The 25,247-nt window shown below is 73.5% G+C and carries 24 protein-coding genes, 1 tRNA gene, 1 pseudogene and 1 riboswitch; of the genes and pseudogenes, 11 read left to right on the top strand and 15 right to left on the bottom strand.

All coding sequences use genetic code 11. The annotated features are described in order from the left end of the window. Nucleotides 1-144: 144 nt before the first annotated feature. The 3 genes from RSE42_RS16510 to RSE42_RS16500 all read left to right on the top strand — a co-directional run bounded on the left by RSE42_RS16510 (nt 145) and on the right by RSE42_RS16500 (nt 2,213). Complete coding sequence (locus tag RSE42_RS16510; RefSeq protein WP_415297187.1) at nt 145-984, top strand: siderophore-interacting protein; 840 nt, start codon at nt 145-147, stop codon at nt 982-984. An 8-nt stretch (nt 985-992) separates the two neighbouring features. After that, nucleotides 993-2,015 carry an iron-siderophore ABC transporter substrate-binding protein gene (locus RSE42_RS16505; RefSeq protein WP_415297185.1) on the top strand — a complete coding sequence of 341 codons (1,023 nt, stop codon included), beginning with the start codon at nt 993-995 and terminating at the stop codon, nt 2,013-2,015. Nucleotides 2,016-2,123: 108 nt separating this feature from the next. Continuing rightward, nucleotides 2,124-2,213: transfer RNA gene (locus tag RSE42_RS16500), tRNA-Ser, on the top strand. Nucleotides 2,214-2,279: 66 nt separating this feature from the next. On the opposite strand, the gene RSE42_RS16495 is transcribed toward RSE42_RS16500, so the two are convergent. Then, nucleotides 2,280-2,465 (bottom strand): hypothetical protein, encoded by a 186-nt coding sequence (locus RSE42_RS16495; RefSeq protein ID WP_415297183.1) that lies wholly within the window; start codon nt 2,463-2,465, stop codon nt 2,280-2,282. A 461-nt stretch (nt 2,466-2,926) separates the two neighbouring features. On the opposite strand from RSE42_RS16495, the gene RSE42_RS16490 reads away from it, so the two are divergent. The 3 genes from RSE42_RS16490 (at nt 2,927) to RSE42_RS16480 (ending at nt 6,308) form a co-directional block, all read left to right on the top strand. Beyond that, nucleotides 2,927-4,495, top strand: coding sequence for an AAA family ATPase (locus RSE42_RS16490; protein ID WP_415297181.1), 1,569 nt, complete (start codon nt 2,927-2,929; stop codon nt 4,493-4,495). 116 nt (nt 4,496-4,611) lie between these two features. Then, nucleotides 4,612-5,136 (top strand): HNH endonuclease, encoded by a 525-nt coding sequence (locus RSE42_RS16485; protein ID WP_415297179.1) that lies wholly within the window; start codon nt 4,612-4,614, stop codon nt 5,134-5,136. A 506-nt stretch (nt 5,137-5,642) separates the two neighbouring features. Continuing rightward, nucleotides 5,643-6,308, top strand: a complete 666-nt coding sequence (locus RSE42_RS16480; RefSeq protein ID WP_415297177.1) for a Type 1 glutamine amidotransferase-like domain-containing protein — start codon at nt 5,643-5,645, stop codon at nt 6,306-6,308. A 79-nt stretch (nt 6,309-6,387) separates the two neighbouring features. On the opposite strand, the gene RSE42_RS16475 is transcribed toward RSE42_RS16480, so the two are convergent. Both RSE42_RS16475 and RSE42_RS16470 read right to left on the bottom strand, forming a co-directional pair. After that, complete coding sequence (locus RSE42_RS16475; RefSeq protein ID WP_415297175.1) at nt 6,388-8,058, bottom strand: DHA2 family efflux MFS transporter permease subunit; 1,671 nt, start codon at nt 8,056-8,058, stop codon at nt 6,388-6,390. Between the two features lie 82 nt (nt 8,059-8,140). After that, the gene (locus RSE42_RS16470; RefSeq protein WP_415297173.1) at nt 8,141-8,731 is read right to left on the bottom strand and encodes a TetR/AcrR family transcriptional regulator; all 591 of its coding nucleotides are present in this window, start codon (nt 8,729-8,731) and stop codon (nt 8,141-8,143) included. A 21-nt stretch (nt 8,732-8,752) separates the two neighbouring features. Here RSE42_RS16470 and RSE42_RS16465 point away from each other — a divergent pair. Continuing rightward, nucleotides 8,753-9,823: pseudogene (locus tag RSE42_RS16465) on the top strand (YbfB/YjiJ family MFS transporter); the annotation flags it as partial. Nucleotides 9,824-10,094: 271 nt separating this feature from the next. Here RSE42_RS16465 and RSE42_RS16460 read toward each other — a convergent pair. Then, nucleotides 10,095-11,588 carry a DNA polymerase IV gene (locus RSE42_RS16460; protein WP_415297171.1) on the bottom strand — a complete coding sequence of 498 codons (1,494 nt, stop codon included), beginning with the start codon at nt 11,586-11,588 and terminating at the stop codon, nt 10,095-10,097. A gap of 141 nt (nt 11,589-11,729) precedes the next feature. On the opposite strand from RSE42_RS16460, the gene RSE42_RS16455 reads away from it, so the two are divergent. Then, a complete protein-coding gene (locus RSE42_RS16455) occupies nt 11,730-13,472 on the top strand; it encodes a glycosyl hydrolase family 18 protein (RefSeq protein WP_415297170.1) in 1,743 nt (580 codons plus the stop codon). A gap of 142 nt (nt 13,473-13,614) precedes the next feature. Here the strand turns inward: RSE42_RS16455 and RSE42_RS16450 are convergent, their stop codons facing one another. From RSE42_RS16450 to RSE42_RS16440, 3 genes are read right to left on the bottom strand one after another with little or no spacing between them, the layout of a single operon-like run. Further along, a complete protein-coding gene (locus RSE42_RS16450) occupies nt 13,615-14,310 on the bottom strand; it encodes a phosphatase PAP2 family protein (RefSeq protein ID WP_415297168.1) in 696 nt (231 codons plus the stop codon). Next, nucleotides 14,310-15,008 carry a phosphatase PAP2 family protein gene (locus RSE42_RS16445; protein WP_415297167.1) on the bottom strand — a complete coding sequence of 233 codons (699 nt, stop codon included), beginning with the start codon at nt 15,006-15,008 and terminating at the stop codon, nt 14,310-14,312. Before RSE42_RS16445 ends, RSE42_RS16450 begins: the two co-directional genes overlap by 1 nt. Nucleotides 15,009-15,063: 55 nt before the next feature. Then, on the bottom strand, nt 15,064-15,459 hold the full coding sequence (locus RSE42_RS16440) for a RidA family protein (RefSeq protein ID WP_085387275.1): 396 nt from the start codon (nt 15,457-15,459) through the stop codon (nt 15,064-15,066). Nucleotides 15,460-15,620: 161 nt separating this feature from the next. Between RSE42_RS16440 and RSE42_RS16435 the strand changes: the two genes are divergently transcribed. Beyond that, nucleotides 15,621-16,118, top strand: coding sequence for an NUDIX domain-containing protein (locus RSE42_RS16435; protein WP_171468396.1), 498 nt, complete (start codon nt 15,621-15,623; stop codon nt 16,116-16,118). 44 nt (nt 16,119-16,162) lie between these two features. On the opposite strand, the gene RSE42_RS16430 is transcribed toward RSE42_RS16435, so the two are convergent. The 5 genes from RSE42_RS16430 to RSE42_RS16410 form a co-directional block, all read right to left on the bottom strand. Then, nucleotides 16,163-16,291 carry a hypothetical protein gene (locus RSE42_RS16430; protein WP_255179672.1) on the bottom strand — a complete coding sequence of 43 codons (129 nt, stop codon included), beginning with the start codon at nt 16,289-16,291 and terminating at the stop codon, nt 16,163-16,165. Between the two features lie 193 nt (nt 16,292-16,484). Beyond that, entirely contained in the window at nt 16,485-17,717 is a 1,233-nt protein-coding gene (locus RSE42_RS16425; RefSeq protein ID WP_171468395.1) for an acetyl-CoA C-acyltransferase, read from the bottom strand. A gap of 109 nt (nt 17,718-17,826) precedes the next feature. Next, nucleotides 17,827-19,068 carry an acyl-CoA dehydrogenase family protein gene (locus RSE42_RS16420; protein WP_043652250.1) on the bottom strand — a complete coding sequence of 414 codons (1,242 nt, stop codon included), beginning with the start codon at nt 19,066-19,068 and terminating at the stop codon, nt 17,827-17,829. A gap of 165 nt (nt 19,069-19,233) precedes the next feature. Continuing rightward, nucleotides 19,234-19,944: a nicotinamide riboside transporter PnuC gene (pnuC, locus tag RSE42_RS16415; protein WP_051027656.1), complete on the bottom strand. Its 711-nt coding sequence runs from the start codon at nt 19,942-19,944 to the stop codon at nt 19,234-19,236. Nucleotides 19,945-20,093: 149 nt separating this feature from the next. Beyond that, nucleotides 20,094-20,219: riboswitch (FMN riboswitch) on the bottom strand. 124 nt (nt 20,220-20,343) lie between these two features. Beyond that, nucleotides 20,344-21,102, bottom strand: coding sequence for a TetR/AcrR family transcriptional regulator (locus RSE42_RS16410; RefSeq protein WP_137280773.1), 759 nt, complete (start codon nt 21,100-21,102; stop codon nt 20,344-20,346). 83 nt (nt 21,103-21,185) lie between these two features. Between RSE42_RS16410 and RSE42_RS16405 the strand changes: the two genes are divergently transcribed. Continuing rightward, the gene (locus tag RSE42_RS16405; protein ID WP_085387279.1) at nt 21,186-21,647 is read left to right on the top strand and encodes an MOSC domain-containing protein; all 462 of its coding nucleotides are present in this window, start codon (nt 21,186-21,188) and stop codon (nt 21,645-21,647) included. Nucleotides 21,648-21,815: 168 nt separating this feature from the next. Here the strand turns inward: RSE42_RS16405 and RSE42_RS16400 are convergent, their stop codons facing one another. From RSE42_RS16400 to RSE42_RS16390, 3 genes are all read right to left on the bottom strand, one after another. Beyond that, nucleotides 21,816-22,076 carry a hypothetical protein gene (locus RSE42_RS16400; protein WP_043652259.1) on the bottom strand — a complete coding sequence of 87 codons (261 nt, stop codon included), beginning with the start codon at nt 22,074-22,076 and terminating at the stop codon, nt 21,816-21,818. A gap of 237 nt (nt 22,077-22,313) precedes the next feature. Continuing rightward, nucleotides 22,314-22,601: a hypothetical protein gene (locus tag RSE42_RS16395; RefSeq protein ID WP_232322700.1), complete on the bottom strand. Its 288-nt coding sequence runs from the start codon at nt 22,599-22,601 to the stop codon at nt 22,314-22,316. Beyond that, complete coding sequence (locus tag RSE42_RS16390) at nt 22,598-23,233, bottom strand: TetR/AcrR family transcriptional regulator (protein ID WP_171468392.1); 636 nt, start codon at nt 23,231-23,233, stop codon at nt 22,598-22,600. Before RSE42_RS16390 ends, RSE42_RS16395 begins: the two co-directional genes overlap by 4 nt. A gap of 154 nt (nt 23,234-23,387) precedes the next feature. On the opposite strand from RSE42_RS16390, the gene RSE42_RS16385 reads away from it, so the two are divergent. Then, nucleotides 23,388-25,223: an ABC transporter ATP-binding protein gene (locus tag RSE42_RS16385; RefSeq protein WP_415297161.1), complete on the top strand. Its 1,836-nt coding sequence runs from the start codon at nt 23,388-23,390 to the stop codon at nt 25,221-25,223. The last annotated feature ends 24 nt before the right edge of the window (nt 25,224-25,247 follow it).

Raw genomic sequence — 25,247 nt, 5'->3', positions numbered from 1 at the left:
TGGAGGGCACAGGGTGCGTGTATGAGTTCCCTCGGCCCCCTCGACCGCGCGACTCGCGCTGCTCCGCAGGGTGGTGACCGGCGTCACGACCTCGCGCCCAGGCGGTGATGTTAGCCTCACCTAAGTCACCGACGAGAGGTTGTCATGTCGACCACCACCGCGCCCGCCCCGCGGCGCGCCCGCCCCCAGACGGTCCTCGAGGTCCTCGAGACCGCGTGGCTCTCCCCGCACCTCGTGCGCGTCGTGGCCGGGGGCGACGGGTTCGCCGCGTTCACGACGAACGAGCACACCGACAAGTACGTCAAGATCTACTTCGCCAAGCCTGAGCTCGGCCTCGCGCCGCCCTACGACGTCGCGGCGCTGCGCGACACGCTCGCGCCCGAGGACGTGCCCGTCACCCGCACGTACACCGTGCGCTGGGTCGACGAGGCGGCGCAGCGGCTCGCGATCGACTTCGTCGTGCACGGCGACGAGGGCCTGGCCGGGCCGTGGGCCGCGCGCGCGAAGCCCGGCGACCGCCTCGTCCTCTCCGGCCCCGGCGGCGGGTACCTGCCCGACCCGGCCGCCGACTGGCACCTGCTCGCCGGCGACGACTCCGCGCTCCCCGCGATCGCCGCCGCGCTCGAGGCCATGCCGCGCGACGCCGTCGGGCACGCCGTGCTCGAGGTCGGGACCGAGGCGGACCGCCTGCCGCTCGAGTCGCCCGACGGCGTCGAGGTCACCTGGGTGCTGCGCGGCCACGCGCCCGCCGGGACGACGACGCTCCTGCCCGACGCCGTCGCCGACCTCCCGTGGCGCGAGGGCCGCGTCCACGTCTTCGCGCACGGCGAGCGCGGGGCCATGAAGGCCCTGCGCCGCGTCTTCACGGAGCGCGGCGTGCCGCGCTCCGACCTGTCGCTCTCCGGCTACTGGGCCTACGGCCGCGCGGAGGACCGCTTCCAGGCGGAGAAGCGCGAGCCCGTCGGCCAGATCTTCGAGGACTGAGGAGTCCCATGCACCGCACCAGCACCACCCGTCCCCGCCGCGCGCTCGCGGCCGTGTCCGCGCTCGCCGTCCTCGCGCTCGCCGCGTGCTCGTCCGGCGACGGCTCCGGCGACCCCACGCCGTCCGGCAGCGCGACCGCCGACGGCGCCGCCGACGCCTTCCCCGTGACCATCCCCACGGCGTTCGGCGACGTCGAGATCCCCGAGGAGCCGGAGCGCGTCGTCGCGCTCGGGTGGGGCGACGCCGAGACCGCCCTCGCGCTCGGCGTCCAGCCCGTCGGCGCGAGCGACTGGCTCGCGTTCGGCGGTGACGGCGTCGGCCCGTGGCTCGCCGACGCGTACGACGAGTCGCCCGAGATCATCGGCACCCTCGAGCCGTCGTACGAGCAGATCGCCGTGCTCGACCCCGACGTCATCCTCGACGTGAAGTCGTCCGGCGACCCCGAGCGGTACGAGCGGCTCTCCGAGATCGCCCCGACCGTCGCCATCCCCGAGGGCGGCGAGGCCTACCTCACGCCCATGGAGGACCAGGTCGGCATGATCGCCGCCGCCCTCGGACGCAGCGAGGCCGGCGACGAGCTGCTCGCCGAGGTCGACGACGCGTTCGCCGCCGCGCGCGGGGAGCACCCCGAGTTCGCGGGCAAGACCGCCGTCATCGGGTCCTACTGGGCCGAGGGCTTCGGTGCCTACGTCTCGACGTCCAGCCGCGGCGAGTTCATGCAGGGCCTCGGGTTCGAGACCAAGCCCGAGATCGACGAGGCCGCCGGCGAGGAGTTCTCCGCGAACCTCGGCACCGAGAACGTCGACCTGCTCGACGCCGACCTCACCGTCATCCAGCCCATCGGCTTCACCGCCGCCGACGTCGAGGCGCTCCCCATCTTCCGGACCGTGCCGTCCGTCGCCGACGGCCGCTACGTCGTGTTCGACGACAAGGACCTCTCCAACGCCTTCTCGCTCGGCACGCCCGCGGCCGTGATCTACGCGATCGACAACGTCACCCCGCTGTTCGCCGAGGCGCTCGCCGGGAAGTGACGCGTGCGTCGAGGGGGCGTGCGTGACCCGGCGCAGGACCGGCTGACCGGCCGATTCGGTGTCCGGGGGTGTGACCAGGTATCCTTCCTGGGCCGGGTATCCCGGCGAGGTAGCGTGTCCGAGCGGCCTAAGGAGCACGCCTCGAAAGCGTGTGTGGGTGAAAGTCCACCGTGGGTTCAAATCCCACCGCTACCGCCACCCGAAGGGCCCCACCCGCAGAATCCTGCGGCTGTGGGGCCCTTCGTCGTACCCGGCCCTCCGTCTTCACTCCGTTGTGCCCGGCGGGGTGTCCGTCTCGGCCTGCTGGACGAGCTCGTCGATGACAACGCGCAGGTCCGGCGCGACGTGGGTGCGCCTCACGGAGTGCCGGACGGTCGCGCCCTCGTCGGCGTGACCGAGCAGCGCCGTCGGGCTGCGGATCGTCGTCGAGTTCGCGACTTCCGGCGCCATGGTCCGGAGGAGGTCGTGCGGGTGAAGTTTGGCCCGCGCGTCATGGAGCCCGTCCCGCGTCCTGAAGGAGGGCTGCGAAATCACAGACGGGACACCACGCGCCACATTGTCGTTCGGACTGGGGACCAACGCCACGATTGAACGGGCGAGGGAAGAGCGAGGGGCCGCACCACGCCCCCGCCACCGAAGGTGGGCGCACCGCCGACCGTGAGCCTTCCGACGCGGAGCGAGCGCAAGCCTAGCGCGCCGCGCTCTAGCGCCACAGCGTAGACCGGCTCATCTCAGAACCGGCGGCCTAAGACTCATCGACCGGGCCGACAACGCCTAAGTGTCGGTAGACCCAGCCCGACGACGTGCAAGGCGCCGCATCCGCGCACGCTGCCCTGCGCGCAGGTCGACGCTCCCGTTCTGTTGGCCAGCGTAGGAGCCGCCAGAGACTATCTCGGCGTAGTATCCAGGGCATGGACTGGCGCGCGCTTGAGCAGACAGCGGTGGCGATTCTGAGACAACTACTGCAGTTCTCGGGCGCAATAGAAGTCAACTTCGTACTCGAACAGATAAAGGCTGACGAAGCACTGACTTCAAGGAGCGCTTCGGAGCAGACGCGAATATTCTACCAAGCGATCGATGTACTCGAGCACCTAGGAATGATTGAGCGCCCCGACGGAGTGGGGCTAGCGCTTTCGCCACGTGGACGGCAGGAAGTTGAACGCGCATCTCTGGGGCTGCAAGTGTTAGACATTTCCGACCCGGCGCTCTTGCATTGGGCGGAAGACGAGAACCGCGCACTGCGTCTCGAACGCCACCCCGTCATTGGGCCAAATAGGTTTGAGAGACTCCAGATCGAGAACTGGAGGCAATTTGGATCGGTCGACATCGTCTTTCACCCGCGCCTTACGGTACTAACCGGGGCCAATGCCGCAGGGAAAACGACGCTCCTCAACATACTTGCACCACACTTCAGTTGGAGTGCGCAATTCCTCTCCGCGTCAGAACTCGATAGTAGAAGGAGACCAAAGCGCGAGAATCGTCGACCAGGCCCTTCGAGACTTGTGCAAGCCGGCCGTCTGAGATACACGAACGGTGCACGGACGCAACTGCTACAGCCCCCATCCGTGGGGGTTAGTGTAAGCGCTCTCGGGATGCCCTCGCAGCAGACGGTTCCGGGCATATTCATTTCGTCGCATAGATCGATCAGCAGTTATCAGCCGCTGCAGCATTTGCCAGCAAAGTTCTCGGCTGGCGATGTCCTCCTAGACCAGTTCGTTTCGGAACTTAATATAAGGCACAACGGTGGGAGTTCACAGTTCCCTCCGCTCTATCGCATGAAAGAGGCCCTAGTCGGAGCGGCCATGTATGGCTACGGGAACCGCGCGGTTCGTGCGAACGAAGAAGCTCTCGAAGTCTGGGAGGGTTTCCAAGACGTCCTCAGCAGCTTCCTCCCTGACTCCCTACGCTTTGAACGGCTAGTAGTGAGCGACGGCGACATTTTGATACAGACCGAAGCGGGCGCCTTTCCAATGGAGGCGGCGTCCGGTGGGTTGAGTGCAATGCTGGAACTCTCGTGGCAGATCTTCCTACGAGGGCGAAAGTCCAAGGCCTTTACGGTTTGCATCGACGAACCAGAGAATCACCTGCACCCCGAACTTCAGAGAACTATCATCCCCTCCCTTCTTAAAGGATTCCCTAGGGCGAGCTTCATTGTAGCGACACACAGCCCATATGTGGTAACTGCCGAGCCGAAAAGCAGGGTGTACGCACTGCGCCCAGAGGACGGCCGGGTAAATTCTCAGCAGGTCTCGGGTGTGAACGCGTCAGCTACTCCTGATGAGACCCTGATGTCGGTTCTGGGCCTCGATACTGCGCTTCCCAAATGGGCAGAAGAAGCCCTAGAGTCCGCCCTCCAGGTGGTTCCGCCGCGCCCCTCCGCGGACGACCTGCGCCGGCTTCAGTCGCGCTTGAGAGAAGTGGGCCTTGACAGGCAGTTCCCCGCCGCTATCCGAGCAATCCAAGGCGGGGCGGTGCATTGATTCGTTTACGGAAATCCCCCCCGCCGACGTGGATTGTTCGGAACCGGGCGAGAAAAACGGCAGAGTACATTGCGGCGCCGGCCAATTCAAAGCCCAGTCCATGGCGCGCGGCGGACGTGGTCGCCGCACTCAAAGATGAATGCCGTCTCAAGTGCATCTACTGCGAGGGGTACGTGGATGACGTCTCGTATATCGCGGTCGAGCATATCGCGCCGAAGGAGCTTTTTCCTGAACGAGTTCTGGATTGGCGCAACCTCGGACTTGCCTGCACCAGGTGCAATACGAACAAGGGCTCATATTGGGCTGAATCGGATGCTTTGAGACTGATCAATCCCTACGAGGACGACCCAGGCGATCACCTCTCGCACTCCGGCCCGCTGACCGTTTCGGTGCTGGGCAGTAGCCGGGGGGAAAACACGCTTCGCCGACTGAAGTTTGCGGATCGTCCAGACCTGCTCATGTCGCGCATGAGGCGTATTCAGGAGTTGGATGTTCGAATAAGAAACTGGCACGCCGAAACGGATGTCGAAAAGAAGGAACTTCTGGCTGACGATGTTCGCGACGCAATGGCCCCGGATCGCGAGTTTAGCGCGGTGCTTGTAGCCTACGCCGAATTCTGCGGCTTCTTGCAAGAAGTTTAGACGGCGGCGTGTTGTGAAACGAGCGCCCGCAGATCTTGAGTGTTCCGCTGTGCAGTCTTTACACGGGTCGCTGTGTCGAGTGGTGTTGGGGGTTAATTTTCGCCGCGGCACGCGGGGGGATCATGCTATTTCCGAAACAGAGAGCGCCATGTGTATGGTCCGATTTTTCGGACTCAGGGACCGGATGCGTGCCTAGGCTGATTCGGGGAGCAGGGGGCGTATCTGCGAGCGCGGGAACGTGGCGACGTGTGCTCCGGTGGCATACGTTGCTGGCGCAAGCGAACCTCCTCCTCGGGCCGGTTCGCTTTCGACTCGCGCGGGTCTGGCCGTTACGTTGACGCCGTTACTCGGGTTGACTGCGTCGGCCATCGGAAGGGCCGCGGCGGAGTCTCTCGTCGGTTCGGGATCCTCGGCTGAACCGGCTGCGCGAGGGTTGCTAGCAGCGAAGCTAGCCGTGTCTTACCGCAGTTCGGTCCGTCATATTGATCGTCTTCGGGAAGGACACTATGAAGCTGTTGCTCACGTCAGGGGGAGTCACGAACCCGACCATCGAGGGCGCGCTCGTCGAGCTGCTGGGTCGGTCGTTCGGTGAGTGCTCGGCGCTGTGCATCCCGACGGCGTTGTACGGCCACCCGTGGGTGGGGCCGGGGAAGAACGTCCGGGACTTCATCACGGGGGAGTCGGACCACATGGCGGGTCTGGGGTGGGGGTCGGTCGGCGTGCTGGAGCTGACGGCGCTGCCGAGCATCCCCGCGGACCGCTGGGTGCCGCTCGTCCGGGAGACGGACGTGCTGCTGGCCGCGGGCGGTGACGCGGGGTACCTGGCGTACTGGATGCGGCGGTCGGGGTTCGCGGACCTCGTGCCGTCGCTCGCCGACACGGTCTACGTCGGGATGAGCGGCGGCAGCATGGCGCTGACGCCGCGCATCGGCGAGGAGTTCGTGGGGTGGGAGCCGCCCGAGGGCGAGGACGCGACGCCGCTGGGGCTCGTCGACTTCTCGATGTTCCCCCACCTGGGCCACCCGGACCTGCCCGACAACACGGAGGCCGCGGCGCGGCGGTGGGCGGCCACCCTGGGCGGGCCGGCGTACGCGGTCGACGACGAGACCGCGTTCGTGGTCGACGGCGCGGTCGAGGTCATGTCCGAGGGCCTCTGGCACCGCCTGGCGTAACCCGCGCCGGCTCGACCCGTCCCTGGGCTCGGCGCGACCCCGCGCCGGGCGGGACCCGCTCCGGCGTCGGGCCCGACCCTCACACCGACCGGCGCGACGCCCGCACGACGGCCGTCGCGGACGCGAGGCCGAGCACGAGGAACGCCCCGGCGACGAGCAGCGACCCGCGGGTCGCGTCGGCGAACCCGGACGCGAGCGCGTCGACGACCTCGGGTTCCTGCTGCCCGAGCTCGCCGTGCGTGCCCTCGGCGCGCAGCTTCGCGATGACGTCGCCGGCGGAGCCGCTCGTCGCGTCGGCGAGGCGCGTGACCTCGGCGTCGGGCAGGCCCTCGCCGTCGAGGGCCGCGGGCACGGCGCTCGCGAGCAGGACGGCGAGCGCGGTCCCGACGAGCGCGGTCCCGAGCGCGGAGCCGACCTGCCGCGCCGTCGACTGCGTGGCGGAGCCCTGGCCGGACTCCTCGGCGGGGACCTGCACGAGGGTCGTGCTGGTGAGCTGCGCGGAGGCGAGGCCGAGCCCGACGCCGTAGACGACGAGCAGGGCCGCGAGCAGCCACGGGGAGACGGTCGCGGTGACCGTGAGCGCGACGGCGGCGACCCCGACGATCTCGAGCGCGAGGCCGATGACCACGACGAGCGGGGCGCCGACGGCGGCGGCGAGGTGACGCGCCGACGCGCCGGAGAGGAACGCGCCGAGCGCCATCGCCGCGAGCACGAGCCCGGCGCCCATGGTGGACAGCGCGAGCACGTTCACGAGGAAGAGCGGCAGGACGAAGATGATGCCGAACTCGCCGACGGCGACGGTCGTCGCGGTGACGTTGCCCCACCGGAACGTCGGGATGCGGAACAGCGTGAGGTCGAGCAGCGCGGACCGCCGCACCCGCGCGCGGTGTCGTTCCCACACGACGAAGAGCACGAGCAGGAGCAGGCCGGCGGCGAGGAAGACAGGGGTCGGCGAGACGGGCGCGGACGCCGGCCAGGTCGCCCCGAGCAGCTCGACGTCGCCCTTCGGGCTCCACCAGCCGAACGTCTGGCCCTCGATGAGCCCGAACACGAGCGCGCCGAACCCGAGCGCGGACAGCAGGAGCCCGACGAGGTCGAGCCCGGGGGCGAACGCGTGCGCGCGGGTCTCGGGCACCCAGAGGTAGGCGCCGACCACGACGAGCGCGCCGACGGGGACGTTGACGAGGAAGATCCACGGCCACGTGAACGACGTCGTGATCCACCCGCCCGCGAGCGGGCCGACCGCGGCGGCGCCGGAGATGACGGCGCCCCACACCCCGAACGCCGCAGCCCGGTCCTTGCCGCGGAACGTCGCGTTCACGGTCGACAGCGTCGAGGGCAGGATCGCGGCCGCGCCGAGCCCCTGGGCGAGCCGCCCGACGATGAGCGAGCCGCCGTCGTCGGCCGCGGCGGCGAGCAGCGACCCGGCCAGGAAGACGACGACGCCCACCACGAGGAGCCGCCGTCGCCCGAGCCGGTCCCCAAGACGGCCCGACGAGAGCAGCAGCGCGGCCAGCACGACGGCGTACGAGGCGCTGATCCACTGCGCCTCGCTCAGCCCGAGGTTCAGGTCGGCGACGATGTCCGGGACGGCGACGGCGACGATCGTCCCGTCGATGACGACCATCGACAGCGCGACCGCCAGGACGACGAGCGCGCGCCACCGGTTGGCGTGGGCCCGCGGATCGACGGCGGGTTCGTCGTCCTCGGGCGGTTCGGTCTGCGGCGCGTTCCCTTGCACGGACTCCACGGGGCCTCCCTCGTGTCGTGACGCGGCCCTGCGTCCAGGATCGCCGCGCACGCGGGGGAGCGCATCAGCAGCGCCGGGCAGTTCAGACGCGGTGGCGCGCGACCGCTCCCGCCGCCAGGTCGCGCCACGGGAGGGGCGTCGGGCCGTCGTCGCCCGCGACGGCGCGGCGCGTGCGGGAGGCGAGCGCGGCGTCGTAGAGCGCGAGGAGCTCGGCCGCGAGGGCGTCCGGGTCGCCGGCGCCGGTCGCGGCGGCCAGGTCGCGCAGCCGGTCGACGAGCAGCCGGGTGTCGGCGGCGAGCCACCGGTACGCGGGGTGCTCAGAGTCGGTGACCTCGACCGCGGCGGCGAGGAACGCGCAGCCTCGGGTGCTCGTCGCGGTGGGGAAGCCGTCGAGCGCGTCGAAGACGGCGAGCGCCCGCGCGTCCGCGTCGTCCCCGCAGCGGTCCAGCGCCGCATCCCACGCGGCGCGCCAGCGCTCGTGCCGCCGCTCCAGGTAGGCCGCGACGAGGTGGTCCTTGCCGGCGAAGTGCGCGTACAAGGTGGCGGGGGAGACCTCGGCGCGGCGGAGCACGGCGTCGACGCCGGTCGCCGCGATCCCGTGCTCGACGAACAGCGCCTCCGCGGCGTCGAGCAGGCGGTCGCGGGCCGGTCGGCGTGCGTCGGTCCGGGGCATGGGGATAGCGTAACGATCACTATGGTGAAACGATCGTTACACCCTGCCGCTCCCGACCCCACCCGCCTGGTCGCCGCGGGCACCGGCCTCGTCGCGGTGACGTACGGCGTTGTCCGCTACGGGTACGGCCTCCAGCTCCCGACGCTCACGAGCGAGCTCGGCCTCTCGTCCGCCGCCGCGGGCGCGATCGCCGCCAGCAGCTTCGCCGCGTACTGCGCTGCCGCGCTCGGGGCGCAGCGCGCGATGGCCCGACGCTCCCCGCGCGCGGTCGTCTGGGCCGCAGCGGCGCTCGCCGCGGCCGGGGCGGTCCTGGTCGGTCTGTCGTGGTCGTCCGCGAGCCTCGCGGCGGGCGTCCTCGTCGCGGGCAGCGCCGCCGGTGCGGCGTCGCCCGCGCTCGTCGCCGCGGTCGGCGCGACGGTCGACGGCCGCCGGGCCGGGCGCATGCAGGCCGTCGTGAACTCCGGGACGGGCGTGGGCGTCGCGCTCGTCGGGGCGGCGACGCTCGTCGCGCCGGACGTCTGGCGGCCCGTGTGGTTCGCCGCCGCGGTCGGGGCGGTGGTCACGGCAGCGGTCGTCGACCGGAGCGCGCGCTGGCCCTCGGCCCCCGAGTCACCGCCCGCGGCTGGCGCCGCCGTCGGGCGGTCGCTCGCACGCGCCGGGGTCGCGGCCGCGGTGGCCGGCATCGGCAGCGCCGCGGTCTGGACGTTCGGGCGCGACCTCGTCACCGTGACCGGTGGCCTCCCCGGCCGCACGACGGCGGCCCTCTGGTGCCTCCTCGGCGTGGCGGCGGTCCTCGGCGCGCTCAGCGGCGACGCCGTCCGCGTGCTCGGCCTGCGCGGCGCCTGGGTCGTGACGGCCGTCGCGACGGCCGCCGGCACCGCCGCCCTGGCCCTCGCCCCGGGCAGCGTGCCCGTCGTGGCGGCGGCGGGCGCCCTCTTCGGTGGCGCCTACACCGCCCTGAGCGGCGTGCTCATCGCGTGGGGCACCGTGCTGCGCCCGCACGCCGCCGGGCGCGCGACCGCCGCGCTCTTCGTCGCGCTCACGGCCGGGCAGGCGGTCGGCGCGCTCGCGACGGGCGGGCTGAGCGACGTCGTCGGGCCGCAGGCCGCGTTCTGGGTGGGCGCGGCGCTCCTCCTCGTCGCGGCGGGGGTCGTCCCGCGCGTGCCCGACGGCGCAGGCCCGGTCGGCAGCGCGCCGGCCGCCCGTCGTCGGGCAGGGCCGGGACGGAGGGGACGAGCGCGGACAGGGCGAGCACGGACGGGACGAGCGCGGACGGGGCGAGCGCGGACGGGGCGAGCGCGGACGGGGCGAGCCCGGACGGGGCGAGCGCGGGCGGGACGGGCGCGGGCGCGACGGCTCGCGGCTACGCGTCGTCGTCCGTGGGCGAGGCGCGCACGGGCTCGCCGTCCGGGCCGAGCGGCTCGACGAGCGCGAGCTCTTCCGCCTCCGGGTCGACCCAGCGCTGGTAGCCCGGGCCGGTCCGTGCCGTCTCGAAGCGGACGGCGACGCGGCCGTCGTCGCCGACGCGCACGACCCACCCGCGCCCGTCAGCCGGGGTCGCGACGTCGAGGCCGGGGGCGAGGAGGGCGGCCGTCGTTCGGACGGGGCCGGTCGCGGCCGCGCCGGGCGCCTCGGCACCCACCGACTCTGCACCCACCGACTCTGCACCGACCGCCTCGGTGCCGACCGCCTCATCGCCCGCCGTCTCAACGCCCGCCACCTCCGCAGCGATCGGAACGGCGGGGTCCTCCGGTGCGTCCGCGCCGAGCGGCAGCATGAGCTGCGCGTGCTCGGACAGCGCGTGGAACGCGACCCCGAGCAGGCGGACGGGCTCGGTGACGTCCGCGAGGCGGAGCGCGCGGTGGGCCGCGTCGCGGAGGGCGCCCTCGTCGGTCGTCGGGCGGGACAGGGTGACCGAGCGGGTGAGGGTCGTGAACGACGCGAGGCGCACCTTGACCACGACGGTGCGCGCCGCGACGGCGTGCCGCTCGAGGCGGGCCAGCGCGGCGTCGACCACCGGATCGAGCGCCGCGGCGATCGCGGACCGGCCGTGGAGGTCGGTGTCGAACGTGTGCTCCGCGCCCGCGGACTTGCGCTCCCGCACCGTGGAGACCGGGCGGTCGTCCCAGCCGCGCGCGATCCGGTAGAGGTTGGTGCCGCCCGCCTCGCCCGCGACGAGGAGCAGCGTGTCGAGCGGCTGGCGGCGCAGGTCGGCGACGGTGCGCACCCCGAGCTCGTCGAGCCGCGCGGCCGACACCGGGCCGACGCCCCACAGCGCCCGCACGGGCAGGTCGAGCAGGAACGGGTCCTCGTCGTCGGCCCCCACGACCCGGACGCCGCCCGGCTTCGCGGCCTCCGAGGCGAGCTTCGCGACGAGCTTGGACCGCCCGAGCCCGAGCGAGACGGGCAGGCCGCTCAGCGCGCGCGCCCGCTCGCGGATGCCGGTGGCGAGCGCCTCGAGGTCGGTCTCCGGCCCGACGGCCGCGGCGAGGTCGGCGAACGCCTCGTCGATGCTCACGGGCTCGACGAGGTCCGTCACCTCCCGCAACGCCGCCATGATCCGTGCCGAGTAGGCCGAGTACGCGGCGAACCGCGGTACGACGACGACCGTCGACGGCGGGCACAGCCGTCGCGCCTGCTCCATCGGCATCGCCGAGCGGGCGCCGTACTGCCGGGCCTCGTACGACGCCGTCGCGACGACGCTGCGCGGCCCCACGCCGCCGACGAGCACCGGGCGCCCGCGCAGGGACGGCCGCTGGTGCTGCTCGACGGCGGCGAAGAACGCGTCGGCGTCGAGGTGCGCGATCGTCGGGCGGGCGCGCAGCACGGGGGCGTGCGGCGCACGGTCGAAGCTCACCGCCCTACTCTGCGCCCTGCCACCGACAGCGGTAACGGTTTCGTTCGGACCCTGGCGTTTCGGGGATGCGCACGGGTATCTTGCAGGAGACCGAACAAATCCCGGGATCCCCAGCCCGGGCCGAAGAGCAACGAGGCCTTCATGACCGATCGATCGACACCCAGCGCGGCTGCCCCCGGCCGCTCGTTCGCCAGGACCTCGCCACGACGCTCGCGCGTGGTCACGGCCTCCGCCGTCGTCGGGGCGCTCGCCCTCACGGCCGCCACCTTCGCGTCGCCCGCCGCGGCGGCGCCCCAGCCCACGGCCAAGCCGGCGGCCTCCGTCGCCGGGCCGTCGGACATCAACGGGTTCCGCAGCGTCGGCTACGTCATGGCCGACTCGCGCGTCACCCGCGACTTCCACGTGGCCGACCTCGTGCGCACCGGAGCGATCGAGGACCTCACCCACATCAACTACGCGTTCGGCAACGTCACGACCGACCTGGTGTGCGACATCGCCGACGTCCCCGGCGAGGGCGACCCCCTCAACGACTTCGTCGCGGAGGTGCCCGCCGCGGACTCCGTCGACGGCAAGGCCGACAAGCCCGGCCAGAAGCTCGCCGGCAACTTCAACCAGCTCAAGAAGCTCAAAGCCGTCAGCCCGGAGACGAAGATCCTCGTCTCCCTCGGTGGCTGGACCTGGTCGGACAACTTCTCCGAGGCGGCGTCCACGGCCGAGGGTCGTACGCGGCTCGTCGACTCGTGCCTCGACCTCTACATCGACGGCAACCTGCCGGTCGTCGACGGCAAGGGCGGCCCCGGCGTCGCGGCCGGCATCTTCGACGGCATCGACATCGACTGGGAGTGGCCGGTCACCGGTGGCGAGACGGCGAACGTCCGCCCGGAGGACAAGGAGAACTTCCTGCTCCTCATGGAGGAGTTCCGTGCCGAGCTCGACGCGCGCGGCGCGACGACGGGCCAGGCCTACCTGCTGACGGCGTTCGCGCCCGCGGGCGGCTGGAACGCCGGCCAGGGCGGCTGGCTCGACCCGCGCCTGTTCGCGGTCGTGGACTTCCTCAACGTCCAGGGCTACGACTTCCACGGCGGCTGGGTCCCGAACAAGACGGGCCACCAGGGCAACCTGCACCCCGACGGCGCGGAGAACTGGGGCCTCGGCCTCGACGGCGCGCTCGGCATGTACGTGAAGGCGGGCGCGGACCCGTCGCAGATCAACGCAGGCCTCGCGGCCTACGGCCACGGCTGGTACGGCGTCAAGGACGGCACGAAGGGCTGGCAGCCCGCCGCCGGGTACGTCGGCACCAAGACGTACGCCGAGCTGCGCTCGTTCGGCGGGAAGAAGTTCTTCGACCCGAAGATCGGCGCGAGCTGGCTGTACAACGGCGACCAGTGGTGGAGCTACGACGACCCGGCGTCCGTGACGGCGAAGGCCGAGTTCGTCGCGACGCAGGGCTACGGCGGCGCGATGTGGTGGGACCTCTCCGGTGACTACCGCAACGAGCTCGGCAACGCCCTGGGCTCGACGCTGCGCGCGGCGACCCCGGGCCCCGGCGTGGCCGAGGAGTGCGCGGTGCCCTGGTACGGCACGGGCGTCTACACCGGTGGTGAGGTCGTCTCGCACGAGGGCACGGAGTACAAGGCCCAGTGGTGGACCCGCAACCAGGAGCCGGGCGCCAGCAACGCCTGGAAGAAGATCGGCCCCTGCGGCACCGCGCCCGAGGTCGAGGCGGCGGTCTGCGCCCCGGCCTGGTCGCGCGAGGCCGTCTACACCGGCGGGCAGACCGTGTCCCGCGCCGGCGTGAACTACAGGGCCCAGTGGTGGACGAAGGGCGAGCTCCCCGGTTCCGTGACGTGGGGCTCGTGGGACCCGGTGGGTCTGTGCGCCTGAGCTGACGGCTGGTCCGGGTGCCGCGCGCGCCCGGACCGCCCCCGCACGACGACGGCGGGCCCGGTCCTCGGACCGGGCCCGCCGTCGTCGTGTCGGGGGAGCGTTTCGTGGATCGGGCGCCGGGAGCGCTACCCCCGGGGTCTCAGCGCTTCGAGCGCAGGTCCCGGCGCAGGTAGTGCCACGCGAGGACGCAGCACACGATGCCGTTGAGGAGCCCCACGACGACGTCCGCCGGTCCGTGGGCACCGCGGTAGAGCCGCGAGAGGCCGACGCCGAGCGGCACGAGGCAGCACAGCACCGTCACGACGACGCGCAGGACCGGGTTCGTGATGCGCTGCGCGAGCAGGGCGAGCGTCAGGTAGAACGCCGCCGACGCGCCCGTGTGCCCCGAGGGGAAGCTGGACGTCGGGGGCGCCTCGTCGAGCCGCGAGACGTCGGGCCGCTCGCGCGCCACGACGATCGACGACGTGAGGAAGATCAGCGCCTGCAGCGCGACGGCGAGCGCGGGCACGAGGGCGAACCACCACTGCCGGGTGCGCCACCACACGAGCGCGACGGTGAGCAGCGTGCCGCCGATGATGAACTCGGTCGTGCCGATGAGGGAGAGCACGTCGGTGACGGTGTCCCAGAACGGCGTGCGCCGTTGCTCGAACCACCGGTTGACCGCGACCTCGCCCGGCAGGTCGCCGAGCGGCCCGGTGACGAGGAAGCCCGTCGCGACGATGACCACCCACAGCACCGCTCCCGGGAGGAACGCCCGCAGGCCGACGTCGCGCAGCACCTCCTTCGCCGTGGGGCGGGTCGTGTCGAGCTCGTAGCGGTGCACGAAGGGATGCATCAGACCTCGTTCCTGGGAGTGTCACCGGAGGGACGGCCGGACCGCGCGGCGGTCCACCCGTGGAAGCCGACGGCGGACGCCCCCGCGACCGCGCCGCCGAAGAGGATCCCGCCGACGACGTCGGACGGGTAGTGCGCGCCGAGCAGCACGCGGTCGGCTGCGGTGACGAGGGCGAGCGCCGTCGCACCGCCGACCACCGCGACGCGGCCTCGCCGCCCGAGCAGCGGCCAGACGAGCACGCTGAGCGTCACCCCGACGGCCGCCGCGTTCATCGCGTGCCCCGAAGGAAAGCTCGCGCCCGGCACGGTCGACACGGCGTCCTCGAGGACGGGCCGCGCGCGGCCGACGACCTCCTTCGCGCCGAGGCCGAGAGCCCACGCACCCCAGATCGTCCCGGCCGCCCAGGCCGCGCGTGACCCGAGCCCGTGGCGTCGCCACGCCCAGACGCACACGCCCATCGCGGCGAGGTTCATCCACCGTGCGGCGAGCGCCTCCTGCCCGACGAGGAGCGCGCGCTCGAGCGCGGGGCGCTCGCCGGCGAACCGGGTCGCCGCGGCGACGACGGCGCGGTCCGCGTCCACGACGACCCCCGACTCCGCGCGCACGAGCCACGCGAGCGCGAGCACCGGGAGGGATGCCGCGACCCCGTACGCCGCGGCCCGCCAGAGGGCGCGGTACGGGGTCCGGTCGGCTGGCACCCCCGGACAGTAGCGGCACCCCCGTGACGTCGCGCGCGGGAGCGGGTGCCTCGCGTCAGGCGGGGAGCGCCGCGACCGCCTCGATCTCGACGAGCGCGCCCGGCCGCCCGATCCCGACCCGCAGGACGGTCACGGCGGCGGGGTGCGGGCCCCAGACCTCGCCGACGGCGGCGAAGCCCTCCATGAGGTCGGCCTCGGGGTCGAGGTAGACGGCGAGCCGCGCGACGTCCTCTGGCCCGGCGCCTGCCTCGGCCAGCACGGCGAGGACGTTGCGCAGCGCCTGCGCCGTCTGGGCCGCGATGCCGCCCTCGACGATCGCGCCCGCGGCGTCCGTGCCGTTCTGCCCGCCGACGTAGAGCGTGCGGCTCGTCTCGACGATGGTGCCCTGCGAGAACGCGGGGTTGCGGTGCAGCCCGGGCGGGTTGAGGTGCGTGACGCTCTGCGTGGCCATGGTCGTCCCCTTCTGCGGTCCCGGTCCTGGTGCTGCCGACGCTACGCCGTGCCGCCGACAGACCCCCGACAGGCCCCCGGACACGACCCCGAGACGCCCTCGGCGGGTGGTCCGCGCGGCCCCGACGGGCCGGTCCGGCGTCGGCTGTGTAGGAAGGAGGGGTGAAGCAGTCAGCAGGGCTCGTGCTCTACCGGTTCCGTGCCGACGTCGTCGAGGTGCTGCTCGGGCACATGGGGGGCCCGCTGTGGGCGCGCAAGGACGCGGGCGGGTGGACGATCCCCAAGGGCGAGGTGGAGCCGGGGGAGGACGAGCACGCGGCGGCGCTGCGCGAGTTCGCCGAGGAGCTCGGCGTCCCGGCTCCCGCCGGCGCGGCGCCGGACCTCGACCTCGGCACGGTGCGCCAGCGCGCGGGCAAGCTCGTCGCGGCGTGGGCGCGGGAGGCGGACCTCGACGTCACGACGATCGCGAGCAACACGTTCGCGCTGGAGTGGCCGCCGCGCTCGGGGCGCATGCAGGAGTTCCCGGAGCTCGACCGGGCCGGCTGGTTCGCGCTCGCGCGCGCCCGCGGGCTCGTCGTCGCGGGCCAGGTCCCGCTGCTCGACCGGCTGGAGGAGCTGCTCGCGCGCGAGCCCGCGGAGAGCAGAACGACCGCGGGATGACGAGAGCCCGGGACCGCGGTCCCGGGCTCGTCGAGCGGGAGGCGTCAGCCGAGCAGGTAGGGCGCCGCGGCGAAGCCTGCGGCGAGCCCGACGAGCGCGACGGCGACGGCGGACAGGTGCGAGCGGCGCGCACGGCTCGCGGTACGGCGGGCTGCGTCGGTCACGGTGGTCATGACGGTCCTCTCGTGGGGGGCGGTTCCAGGGAGAGGGACCACGTCAGACGCGATCCATGACGCGAAACCCGGCGGTCGTGGCGCGATCTGCGTCACACCGCGGCGGCCGAAACGCGCCAACCCTGGTGCAGCATCGTGCACCAGGGTTGGTCGGCTCGCGCGGCGGAGCCCCGACGGGGGCCCGCCCGGAGGGTCAGACGCGCAGGACGAGCGCGTCCCCCTGACCGCCGCCGCCGCACAGCGCCGCCGCGCCGACGCCGCCCCCGCGGCGACGGAGCGCGAGCGCGAGGTGCAGCGCGAGCCGAGCGCCCGACGCGCCGACCGGGTGGCCGAGCGCGATGGCGCCGCCGTCGGCGTTGACGACGTCCGCGTCGATGCCGAGGTCCGCGACCGACTGCAGCGCGACGGCGGCGAACGCCTCGTTGATCTCCACGAGGTCGAGGTCCGCCGCGGCGATCCCCTCGCGCTTCACGGCGGCCTCGATGGCCCGCGCCGGCTGGGAGTGCAGCGAGTTGTCGGGTCCCGCGACCTGCCCCGCCGCACCGATCTCGGCGAGCCACGGCAGGCCGTTGCGCTTCGCGAAGGCGCGGCTCGCGACGACGACCGCCGCCGCGCCGTCGGACAGGGGCGAGCTCGACCCGGCGGTGATGGTCCCGTCCCGCACGAAGGCCGGGCGCAGGCGCTCCAGGGCCTCGAGCGTCGTGTCGGCGCGCACGCCCTCGTCGTGCTCGACGACGACCGGCTCGCCCCGCCGCTGCGGCACCTCGACGGGGGCGATCTCCTCGGCGAGCCGCCCGGCGTCGCGCGCCGCGGCGGCCCGCTGGTGCGAGCGCAGCGCGAACGCGTCCTGCTCGGGGCGGCCGATGCCGCGCGTCGCGCAGCCGCGGTCGGTGAGCTCGCCCATGACCTCGCCGCTGAACGGGTCGTTCAGCCCGTCGTGCGTGAGCGAGTCGGCCATCGTCACGTCCCCGAACGCGAACCCGGAGCGCGACCCGACGACGAGGTGCGGCGCGTTCGTCATGGACTCCTGGCCACCCGCGACGACGACGCTCGCCTCGCCCGTGCGGACCAGCCGGGCCGCGTCGATGATCGCGGTGAGGCCCGAGAGGCACAGCTTGTTGATCGTCACGGTGGGCACGTCCCAGCCGAGGCCCGCGAGGATCGCGGCCTGGCGCGCGGGGCCCTGCTTGGCGCCCGCCTGCACGACCTGCCCGACGATCACCGTGTCGACCTGCTCCGGCGCGACGCCCGCGGCCGCGAGCGCGCCGCGGATCGCGTGCGCGCCGAGCTCGGCCGCCGAGAGCGAGGCGAGCGCGCCGCGGAAGCGCGCGAACGGGGTGCGCGCGCCGTGCAGGAGGACCGGGGTGACCTCGTCCTCGGGGGTGACGGCGGCGGCGTCGGGCAGGGGGCTGGCGTCGGTGCTCATGGGACTCCGATCCGGGAGGGCGAGGAAACGGGGCGAACAGGAGCCCCGGCGCCGCGAGGAGGGGCGAGCGGCGCCGGGGAGCGGGGGAGGGCGTGCGCCCTCGGGACCGTCAGACGAACGCGGAGACGCCCGTGATGTCGCGCCCGACGATGAGCGCCTGGACCGACTCGGTGCCCTCGTACGTGTGCAGGGCCTCGATGTCGGCGAAGTGCCGCGCGACGCGGTTCTGGAGCAGGATCCCGTTGCCGCCGAGCAGGTCGCGCGCGCTCGCCGCGACCTCGCGCGCCCCGCGGGTGCACGTGTACTTCGCGAGCGACGCCTGCGGGCCGGTGAGCGTCCCCGCCTCGTCGAGCCGCGTCATCTGCGCGACGAGGAGCTGGAGCTGCGTGATCGTCGAGAGCATCCGCGTGAGGCGCTCCTGCACCATCTGGTTCGCGGCGAGCGGGCGCCCGAACTGGACGCGCTGCTTCGCGTACGCGACCGCGGCCTCGTAGCACGCGACCGCGTGCCCGACGGCGGCCCACGCCACCCCGAGGCGCGTCGCGAAGAGCACGCGCGAGGTGTCCTTGAACGACCGCGCGCCCGGCAGGGCGTTCTCGGCGGGGACGAACACGTCGTCGAGCACGACGTGCGCCTGCCAGATCGCGCGGAGCGACACCTTGCCGGTGATGGTCGTGCCCGTGTAGCCCGGGGTGTCCTGCGGCACGACGAACCCGTGGACCTGGCCGTCGCCGTCGTCGCCGACGAGGCGCGCCCACACGACCGTGACGTGGCCCGACGACCCGTTGCCGATCCACTTCTTCTCGCCGTTCAGCACGTAGCCCTCGACGCCGTCGCGCGTCTCCTTGCGCGCCGTCGTCTCGAGCGAGACGGAGTCCGAGCCGTGGGTGGGCTCGGTGAGCGCGAACGCGCCGAGGATCTCCCCGCGCGCCATGGGCTCGGCGTACTTCGCCCGCTGCTCGTCGGAGCCGAGCATCTGGATGCTGCGCAGCGCGAGACCGCCCTGGACGCCGCAGATCGTCGCGACGGAGCCGTCGCCGCGCGACATCTCCATGGCGGCGAGGCCGGCGGCGAGCTGGCTCACGTGCGGACGACCGTCGACGTCGACGCCGTCACGCAGCAGGTCGAGCTCGCCCATGCGCTTGACGAGGTCGAACGGGACCTCGGCGCGCTCCCAGTAGTCGTCGATGACGGGCAGCACCTCGTCCTGGACGAACTGCCGGACGCGCTGCAGGTGGGCGCGGTCCTCCTCGGTCGCGTCGGCGAACGCGCCGGCGTAGTCGAGGTCGAGCGGGGTCGCGAGGTCGTAGGTGGGCTCGGTGACGCCGGGCATGATCGGGGTGGTGGGCATCGGTGCTCCCCTGGGAGGGCGGCTGCGGTCGGTCGACCGTCCTCGACGCGGTTGCCCGGGGTGCGGGCCCGGCGTCGGCGGCGGTCCCTCCCATAGTGCAGCGATACCCCGTCTCAGTCAATCGAGACGGGGTATCGGTGTGGGTGGGGTCGGGTGACCGGCGGGTCAGGCGGGCGCGCCCGCCGCCGCGGCGTCCGCCTCGGCAGCGGCGGCCGCGCGGCGGTTGACGCGCCACCACACGAAGAACCCGACGAGCGTGAACGCGCCGTAGAACACGTACATGAACGCGGACGCGTAGAAGCCGGCCGAGATCAGCAGGGGCACGCCCACGACGTCCACGGCGACCCAGATGAGCCAGAACTCGACCCAGCCCTTCGCCATGCCGTACGTCGCGAGCAGCGAGCCCATGAAGATCCACGCGTCGGCCCAGACGGGCTCGTACGACTCGAGCGCGCGGAAGACCGGGGTCAGGAGGGCTGTGCCGCCGACGAGCGCGACGACGAGGAACACGCGCTGGCGCCACGACGCCCAGCGCGGCACGACGGCGACGCCGTGGCTGTCCGCGTCGGCGTCACCGAGCCGCGCCTGGGTCTTGCGCCACTGCACCCACCCGTAGACCGACACGACGACGAACATCACCTGGCGGCCCGCCTGGCCGAGCAGGTTGACGGGGTTGGGCGTCGCGAACACCGCGCCGAGGAACACCGTGAGCAGCAGCAGGTTGCCGACGATGCCCACGGGCCACGCCCACACCTTGCGCCGCATGCCGCCCAGCGCCGACGCCAGGCCGAACCCGTTGCCCACGATCTCGCGCCACAGCAGATGCTGGTCGCCGATCGTCAGCTGCGCGTCGAACAGCGCGTGGATCAGGTCCATCGGATGTCCTCGTCCTCCCGGGCACGGGCGCTCCGGGGTGAGGGCGGGCGGCCGGGCCGGGCCACGAGGGCCCGACGGCGTCGCTCACCACGGCGAGACCGCGCCCCGTCGCGCGGGCTCGCGAGAGCCCGGCCGAGGACGGCCGCGCCGCACGTGCTTCCTCCCATCCGGACTGTCACCGTCGGTCCTGGAGTTCCACCAGGTCAACCGCGCGTGGGCGCGGGTCGCGGACTGTCACCGCCGGCTCGGAATTGCACCGACCCCGGAGCACGTTCGTGCGTACTGCGTTCTGCAACCGCCGATGCTACTCGCGCATTCCCCGGGCACGGGACTCGCACCGCACCGTCCCACGGACTGAAACACGATGCGACCCTGCTCGGCGGGGCGGGGCGGGAGGGGTCAGGCCAGGGCGTCGCGGACGGCGCGCGCGACGTCGTCCGCGACGCCCTGCGCGTCCGCGTCCGCGTCCACCACGGTCACGACGACGCGGCGCGCCGCGGGCACGCCGTCCCCGCTGCGCTCCTGGGCGGCGGCGTCTGGCGCGGCGTACCGGCCGACGGCGGCGCGGCGCAGGTCCGCGAACGCCTCCTCGAGCTGGGGGCGCAGGTCCTGCTCGGGGGAACGCAGCCACCGGCGCAGGAGCGCGTTGTGCACGGCGACGACGGACGCCGCGAACGCGATGGACGCCGTCGAGCGGCGCTCGTCCGGCGGGAGCGCGTCGCGCAGGTACGCGGTGAACGCGCGCTCGTAGCGGTGGGTCGTGACGAGCTCGCGGTCGCGCAGCGCCGGCACCTGCTGGAGGAGCTGCCAGCGGGCCAGGGACGTCTCGCGCTGACCGACGTGGTGGTCGAACACCAGCCGCGCCGCGCGGCACACCTCGAGGTACGGGTCGACCGTCGGGTCGGGCGTGAGGTGCCCCTCGGCGTCGGGCACGGGCCGCGTCGCGGCGAGCATGACGACGACCTCGTCGAGCAGGAGCTCGTGGTCCGCGAAGACCACGTCCTCCTTGGACCCGTAGCGGCGGAAGAAGGTGGCGCGGCTGACCTGGGCGGCGTCGGCGATCTCCTCGACGGTCGTCTGCTCGTACCCCTTGCGGGTGAAGAGCTCGATCGCTGCGTCGACGGCCTGGGCATGGGTGCGGCTGCGGACGTCGGTCATGCACCGGACGGTACACCGGTACCCGGCGCTCGCCCGGCCCGGGGCGGTGGCCCTGGGGCGGCGCCGGGTGCGAGGCTGGGGCCATGCCGGACCAGCCTCGCGTGCACGCGATCCACGTCGCGAAGGCCCGTCGGCTGCCGACGCGGGTCGTCGCGTCGGTCGAGGCGGAGGAGGGCAAGGGCCTCGTCGGCGACCGGTACCACGGGTCGAAGCACCGGCACGTGACGATCCAGACGCTCACCGACCTCGCGGCGGCCTCCGCGGACCTCGGGCAGGAGATCGACCCCGGTCTCACCCGGCGCAACGTCACGCTCACCCACGGCGACCTGCCCACGAAGCCGGGGTCGTTCCTGCGGATCGGGGACGTCGAGCTCCAGGTGCTCCGGATCGCCGCGCCGTGCCGGCTGCTCGACGACTGGATCGCGCCCGGCGCGATGCGCGCGATGCACGCGCGGGGCGGCGTCGTGTGCCGGCTGCTGTCGTCCGGCACGGTCCGGGCGGGCGACGTCGTGGTGTGGGACGAGGCGGCCGCCGGCGGGGCCTGAGCCCCGGGGCGGCCTCCGGCCCGACGGTGGCCGGGCGCGTGCCGTCGGCAGCGGCGCCCGTGCTTCGACGGTAGACCCGTGGTGGCCCCGCGTCGACGGCTGGGGCGGGTGAGACCGCGGGCGTCGGCGAGATCCCTGGTGCGCGGGCCGCGGGCGCCGGACCGAGGGTCAGCCGCCGAGGAACGCCTTCATCGCGAGGGTCGAGAAGAGCACGGCTCCTGCGGCCACGGCCAGCGCGACGACCCAGCCGTTCGCCCGCTCGACCGGGGGGACGGCAGGCCGACGCGCGGGGGCCGCGCCCCGCCGTCGGGCCCGGGACGCGCGGCGCGCGGTGAAGCGCAGGCCACGCGCTGCCGCGCGGGCGGACGGCTGGTCGGGTGCGCCGTCGTGGGCGGGGAACGCGGTGTCCCGGGCGGGGGTGGGGGTCACGGTGCGCCTCCGGAGGTTGGCCGGCGCCGCTGACCGGCGCCGTACGGCCAGTCTTCCCCGCGGCGCACCTCGGGCGCGTCGCCCGTCCGGTGGATCCTGCGGCCCACCGGGGTGCGACCTCCGGATGACGAGTGCGTGGTCCTCGTGGCCCGCGAGGTGCACGCTCTCGCACCGCCGGCCGCACGGGCGACCCCACGGCCGACCGCACGGCGGCCCGGACGAGCGACCGCCCGGCGGTCAGCGCGGGGCGTTCTCCTGGTACCGGGGCCGGCCGCCCCGGGCGGCGCGCTGCAGGTAGCGGACCTCGCGCAGCGCGACGGCCGCGGCGACCACCAGCGGGACCCACGCCCAGACGCGGCCGCGCAGCACGAGCACGAGGCACACGACCGCGACGACGATCCCGCCGAGCACGGTCGCGACGCTCGCCCAGCGCACGCCGCTCCGGACGTCGTCGGCCCGCTGCCACCAGCGGCGCAGCCGCTCGCCGAGGCCGGGGCGGGGTGCCGGCCCCGGGCTGACGCTCATGCGCGGGCCTCGCGCGTGAGGGCGACGCCCTCGATACTGCGGACGGCCATGCGGAGCGCGTCGGCGCGCGAGATCTCGCCGTCGTCGGCCATGGACCACGCGTTGAACAGCATCCACCACAGGGTGCGGACGATCCATGCCACGCTGAGCTGGTCGTCGACGACGCCGGCCTCCTGCCCGCGGCGCAGCAGCTCCCGCACCGGCTCCTCGGCCTGCTCGGACTCGGCCCAGAACGCGGACTCGGCGTCGGCGAGCTCGGTGAACAGCACCATGTACCAGGGGCCGAGGTCGAAGTACTCGAAGGCGAGGCGGCGCAGCGCCGCGGCCGGGGGCCCGTCGTCGAGCCGCGCGGCGGCGATCGCCGCGCGCGTGCGCTCGACGGTCTCGGCGCCGATCGCCTCGACGAGGTCGGCGCGCTCGGGGAAGTAGCGGTGCAGGGTCGTGCGGCCCACCTGGGCGGCCTGCGCGACGTCGCCGAGCGACGCGGACTTGTCCGTGCTGAGCACCGAGACGGCCGCGTCGAGGATCGCGCGCCGGGTCCGGGTGCGGGTGCCGCTCGTGGGCGGCGCGTCGGGAGCCGCTCCGGAGGGCGTGGCCGCGGGGGTGCTCCGCGCGCTCGTTCGTGCCGTCACGCGGCCCACGATAGCCCGCGCCGTGACGGAACGCCGCTTGTCACGGATGGAACACACGTGTTCCACTAGGGGCGTCGAGCGCTCCGGCGCGCGACCTCCCGCGCCGCGTCAACGACGATTGACACGAGAGAGGATGTCAACCATGGTTGACGACATGTCCCCGACCGCCACCACGTCCGAGGCACCGTCCGCTCCTCCCGACGCCATCCCGCGGGGCCCGTTCCTCCCGCGCCTCGCGGTGCTGTGGCAGTTCGTCCGCCCGCACCGCCGGACCCTGCTGCTCGGCCTCGTGCTCGGTCTCGGGACGACCGCCGCGACCCTCGCGACGCCGATGGTGACCAAGTGGGTGCTCGACACGCTCGGCACGGGGGAGTCGCTGACCCCGGCCGTGCTCACGCTCGTCGGGCTGCTCGTCGTCGGGCTCGTGCTCGGGCTGTGGCAGTGGGTCCTGCTCGGCACGCTCGCCGAGCGCGTGGTGCTCGACGCGCGGTCGTCCATGGTGCGGCGCTTCTTCCGCGCGCGGATCGGCGCGCTCACCGGCCGCCCGACGGGCGAGCTCGTCACGCGCGTCACGTCCGACACGGTGCTGCTGCGCGAGGCGGCGTCGTCGAGCCTGGTCAACCTCGTGAACCTGGCGGTGTCCCTCGTGGGCACGGTCGTTCTCATGGGCGTGCTCGACCTCGTCCTGCTCGGCACGACGCTCGGGGCGATCGTCGTCATCGGCGTCCTCGTGGGCGCCCTCATGCCCCGCATCGCGAAGGCGCAGGAGAAGGCGCAGGAGTCGCTCGGCAGCCTCGGCGGCACGCTCGAGGGCGGGCTGCGGGCGATCCGCACGATCAAGGCGAGCCGCGCGGAGGGCCGCCAGATCGACCGCGTGCTCGACGACGCGCAGGACTCCGCGCGCCACAGCGTGCGGGCCGTGCGGACCGAGGCGGTCGCCTGGAGCATCGCCGGGGGCGGCATCCAGCTCGCGATCATCGTCATCCTCGCGCTCGGCGCCTGGCGCGTGGACCAGGGGCTCCTGGCCGTGTCGAGCCTCGTCGCGTTCCTGCTCTACGCGTTCCAGATCGTCGAGCCCGTCACGGGGCTGACCATGAACGTCACCCAGCTCCAGGCCGGCATCGCGGCCGCGGGGCGGATCCGCGAGGTCCAGGCCATCGAGCCGGAGGAGGACGACGACCCCGCCGCGCGTCGTCCGGCCGGGGTGGGCGCGGCGTCGGGCACGGCGGCCCCGCACGACGCGCCGCGGTTGTCGCTGCGCGGCGTCACCGCGCGCTACCTGCCGGGCGGCGAGCCCGTGGTGCGCGACCTCGACCTCGACGTGCCCGCGCGCGGGCAGGTCGCGATCGTCGGCCCGTCCGGGGCGGGCAAGACCACGACCTTCTCGCTCCTGCTGCGCTTCCTGCAGCCCGAGTCGGGGCGGATCCTCCTCGACGGCGTGCCCTACGACGACCTCACGTTCGACGACGTGCGGCGCCGCTTCGCGTACGTCGAGCAGGAGACCCCCGTCGTGCCGGGCACCATCCGCGAGAACCTGCGCCTCTCGGACCCCGCCGCGACGGAGGAGGCGATGTGGGCGGCGCTCGCGCAGGTGCGGCTCGCCGCCAAGGTGCGCTCGCTGCCCGACGGCCTCGACACGTCGCTCGTCGGGACGACCGTCTCGGGCGGCGAGCGCCAGCGCGTCGCCCTCGCGCGCGCCGTCCTGCACGCGCCCGACGTGCTGCTCCTCGACGAGGCCACCGCCCAGGTCGACGGGCTCACCGAGGCGGCCGTGCACGCCGTCATCGAGGACCTGGCCCGCGAACGCGCCGTCGTGACCATCGCGCACCGCCTGTCCACGGTCATCGACGCCGACGTCATCCTCGTCATGGAGGACGGCCGCGTCCGCGCGCGCGGCACGCACCCCCAGCTCCTCGCGACCGACGAGCTCTACCGCGAGCTCGTCGCCGCCCTCCGCATCGCCACCGAGGAGGCCCCCGCACCGCGCTGACCCGGCTGCGGCGATGAGTTCCGC

Origin of the sequence: Cellulosimicrobium sp. SJTW-1, from assembly GCF_047716875.1 — a bacterium.
In the GTDB taxonomy this organism is placed as follows: Bacteria; Actinomycetota; Actinomycetes; order Actinomycetales; family Cellulomonadaceae; genus Cellulosimicrobium; species Cellulosimicrobium funkei.
This window is presented reverse-complemented; position numbering and strand designations above follow the sequence as displayed.

Coding starts and splice junctions, on each gene's coding strand:
- RSE42_RS16410 (WP_137280773.1), bottom strand. CDS start 21,102: ATGACCGACGTCCGCAGCCGCACCCATGCCCAGGCCGTCGACGCAGCG.
- RSE42_RS16405 (WP_085387279.1), top strand. CDS start 21,186: ATGCCGGACCAGCCTCGCGTGCACGCGATCCACGTCGCGAAGGCCCGT.
- RSE42_RS16490 (WP_415297181.1), top strand. CDS start 2,927: ATGGACTGGCGCGCGCTTGAGCAGACAGCGGTGGCGATTCTGAGACAA.
- pnuC (WP_051027656.1), bottom strand. CDS start 19,944: ATGGACCTGATCCACGCGCTGTTCGACGCGCAGCTGACGATCGGCGAC.
- RSE42_RS16450 (WP_415297168.1), bottom strand. CDS start 14,310: ATGCATCCCTTCGTGCACCGCTACGAGCTCGACACGACCCGCCCCACG.
- RSE42_RS16455 (WP_415297170.1), top strand. CDS start 11,730: ATGACCGATCGATCGACACCCAGCGCGGCTGCCCCCGGCCGCTCGTTC.
- RSE42_RS16505 (WP_415297185.1), top strand. CDS start 993: ATGCACCGCACCAGCACCACCCGTCCCCGCCGCGCGCTCGCGGCCGTG.
- RSE42_RS16385 (WP_415297161.1), top strand. CDS start 23,388: ATGTCCCCGACCGCCACCACGTCCGAGGCACCGTCCGCTCCTCCCGAC.
- RSE42_RS16425 (WP_171468395.1), bottom strand. CDS start 17,717: ATGAGCACCGACGCCAGCCCCCTGCCCGACGCCGCCGCCGTCACCCCC.
- RSE42_RS16420 (WP_043652250.1), bottom strand. CDS start 19,068: ATGCCCACCACCCCGATCATGCCCGGCGTCACCGAGCCCACCTACGAC.
- RSE42_RS16495 (WP_415297183.1), bottom strand. CDS start 2,465: ATGGCGCCGGAAGTCGCGAACTCGACGACGATCCGCAGCCCGACGGCG.
- RSE42_RS16395 (WP_232322700.1), bottom strand. CDS start 22,601: ATGAGCGTCAGCCCGGGGCCGGCACCCCGCCCCGGCCTCGGCGAGCGG.
- RSE42_RS16510 (WP_415297187.1), top strand. CDS start 145: ATGTCGACCACCACCGCGCCCGCCCCGCGGCGCGCCCGCCCCCAGACG.
- RSE42_RS16480 (WP_415297177.1), top strand. CDS start 5,643: ATGAAGCTGTTGCTCACGTCAGGGGGAGTCACGAACCCGACCATCGAG.
- RSE42_RS16430 (WP_255179672.1), bottom strand. CDS start 16,291: ATGACCACCGTGACCGACGCAGCCCGCCGTACCGCGAGCCGTGCGCGC.
- RSE42_RS16470 (WP_415297173.1), bottom strand. CDS start 8,731: ATGCCCCGGACCGACGCACGCCGACCGGCCCGCGACCGCCTGCTCGAC.
- RSE42_RS16440 (WP_085387275.1), bottom strand. CDS start 15,459: ATGGCCACGCAGAGCGTCACGCACCTCAACCCGCCCGGGCTGCACCGC.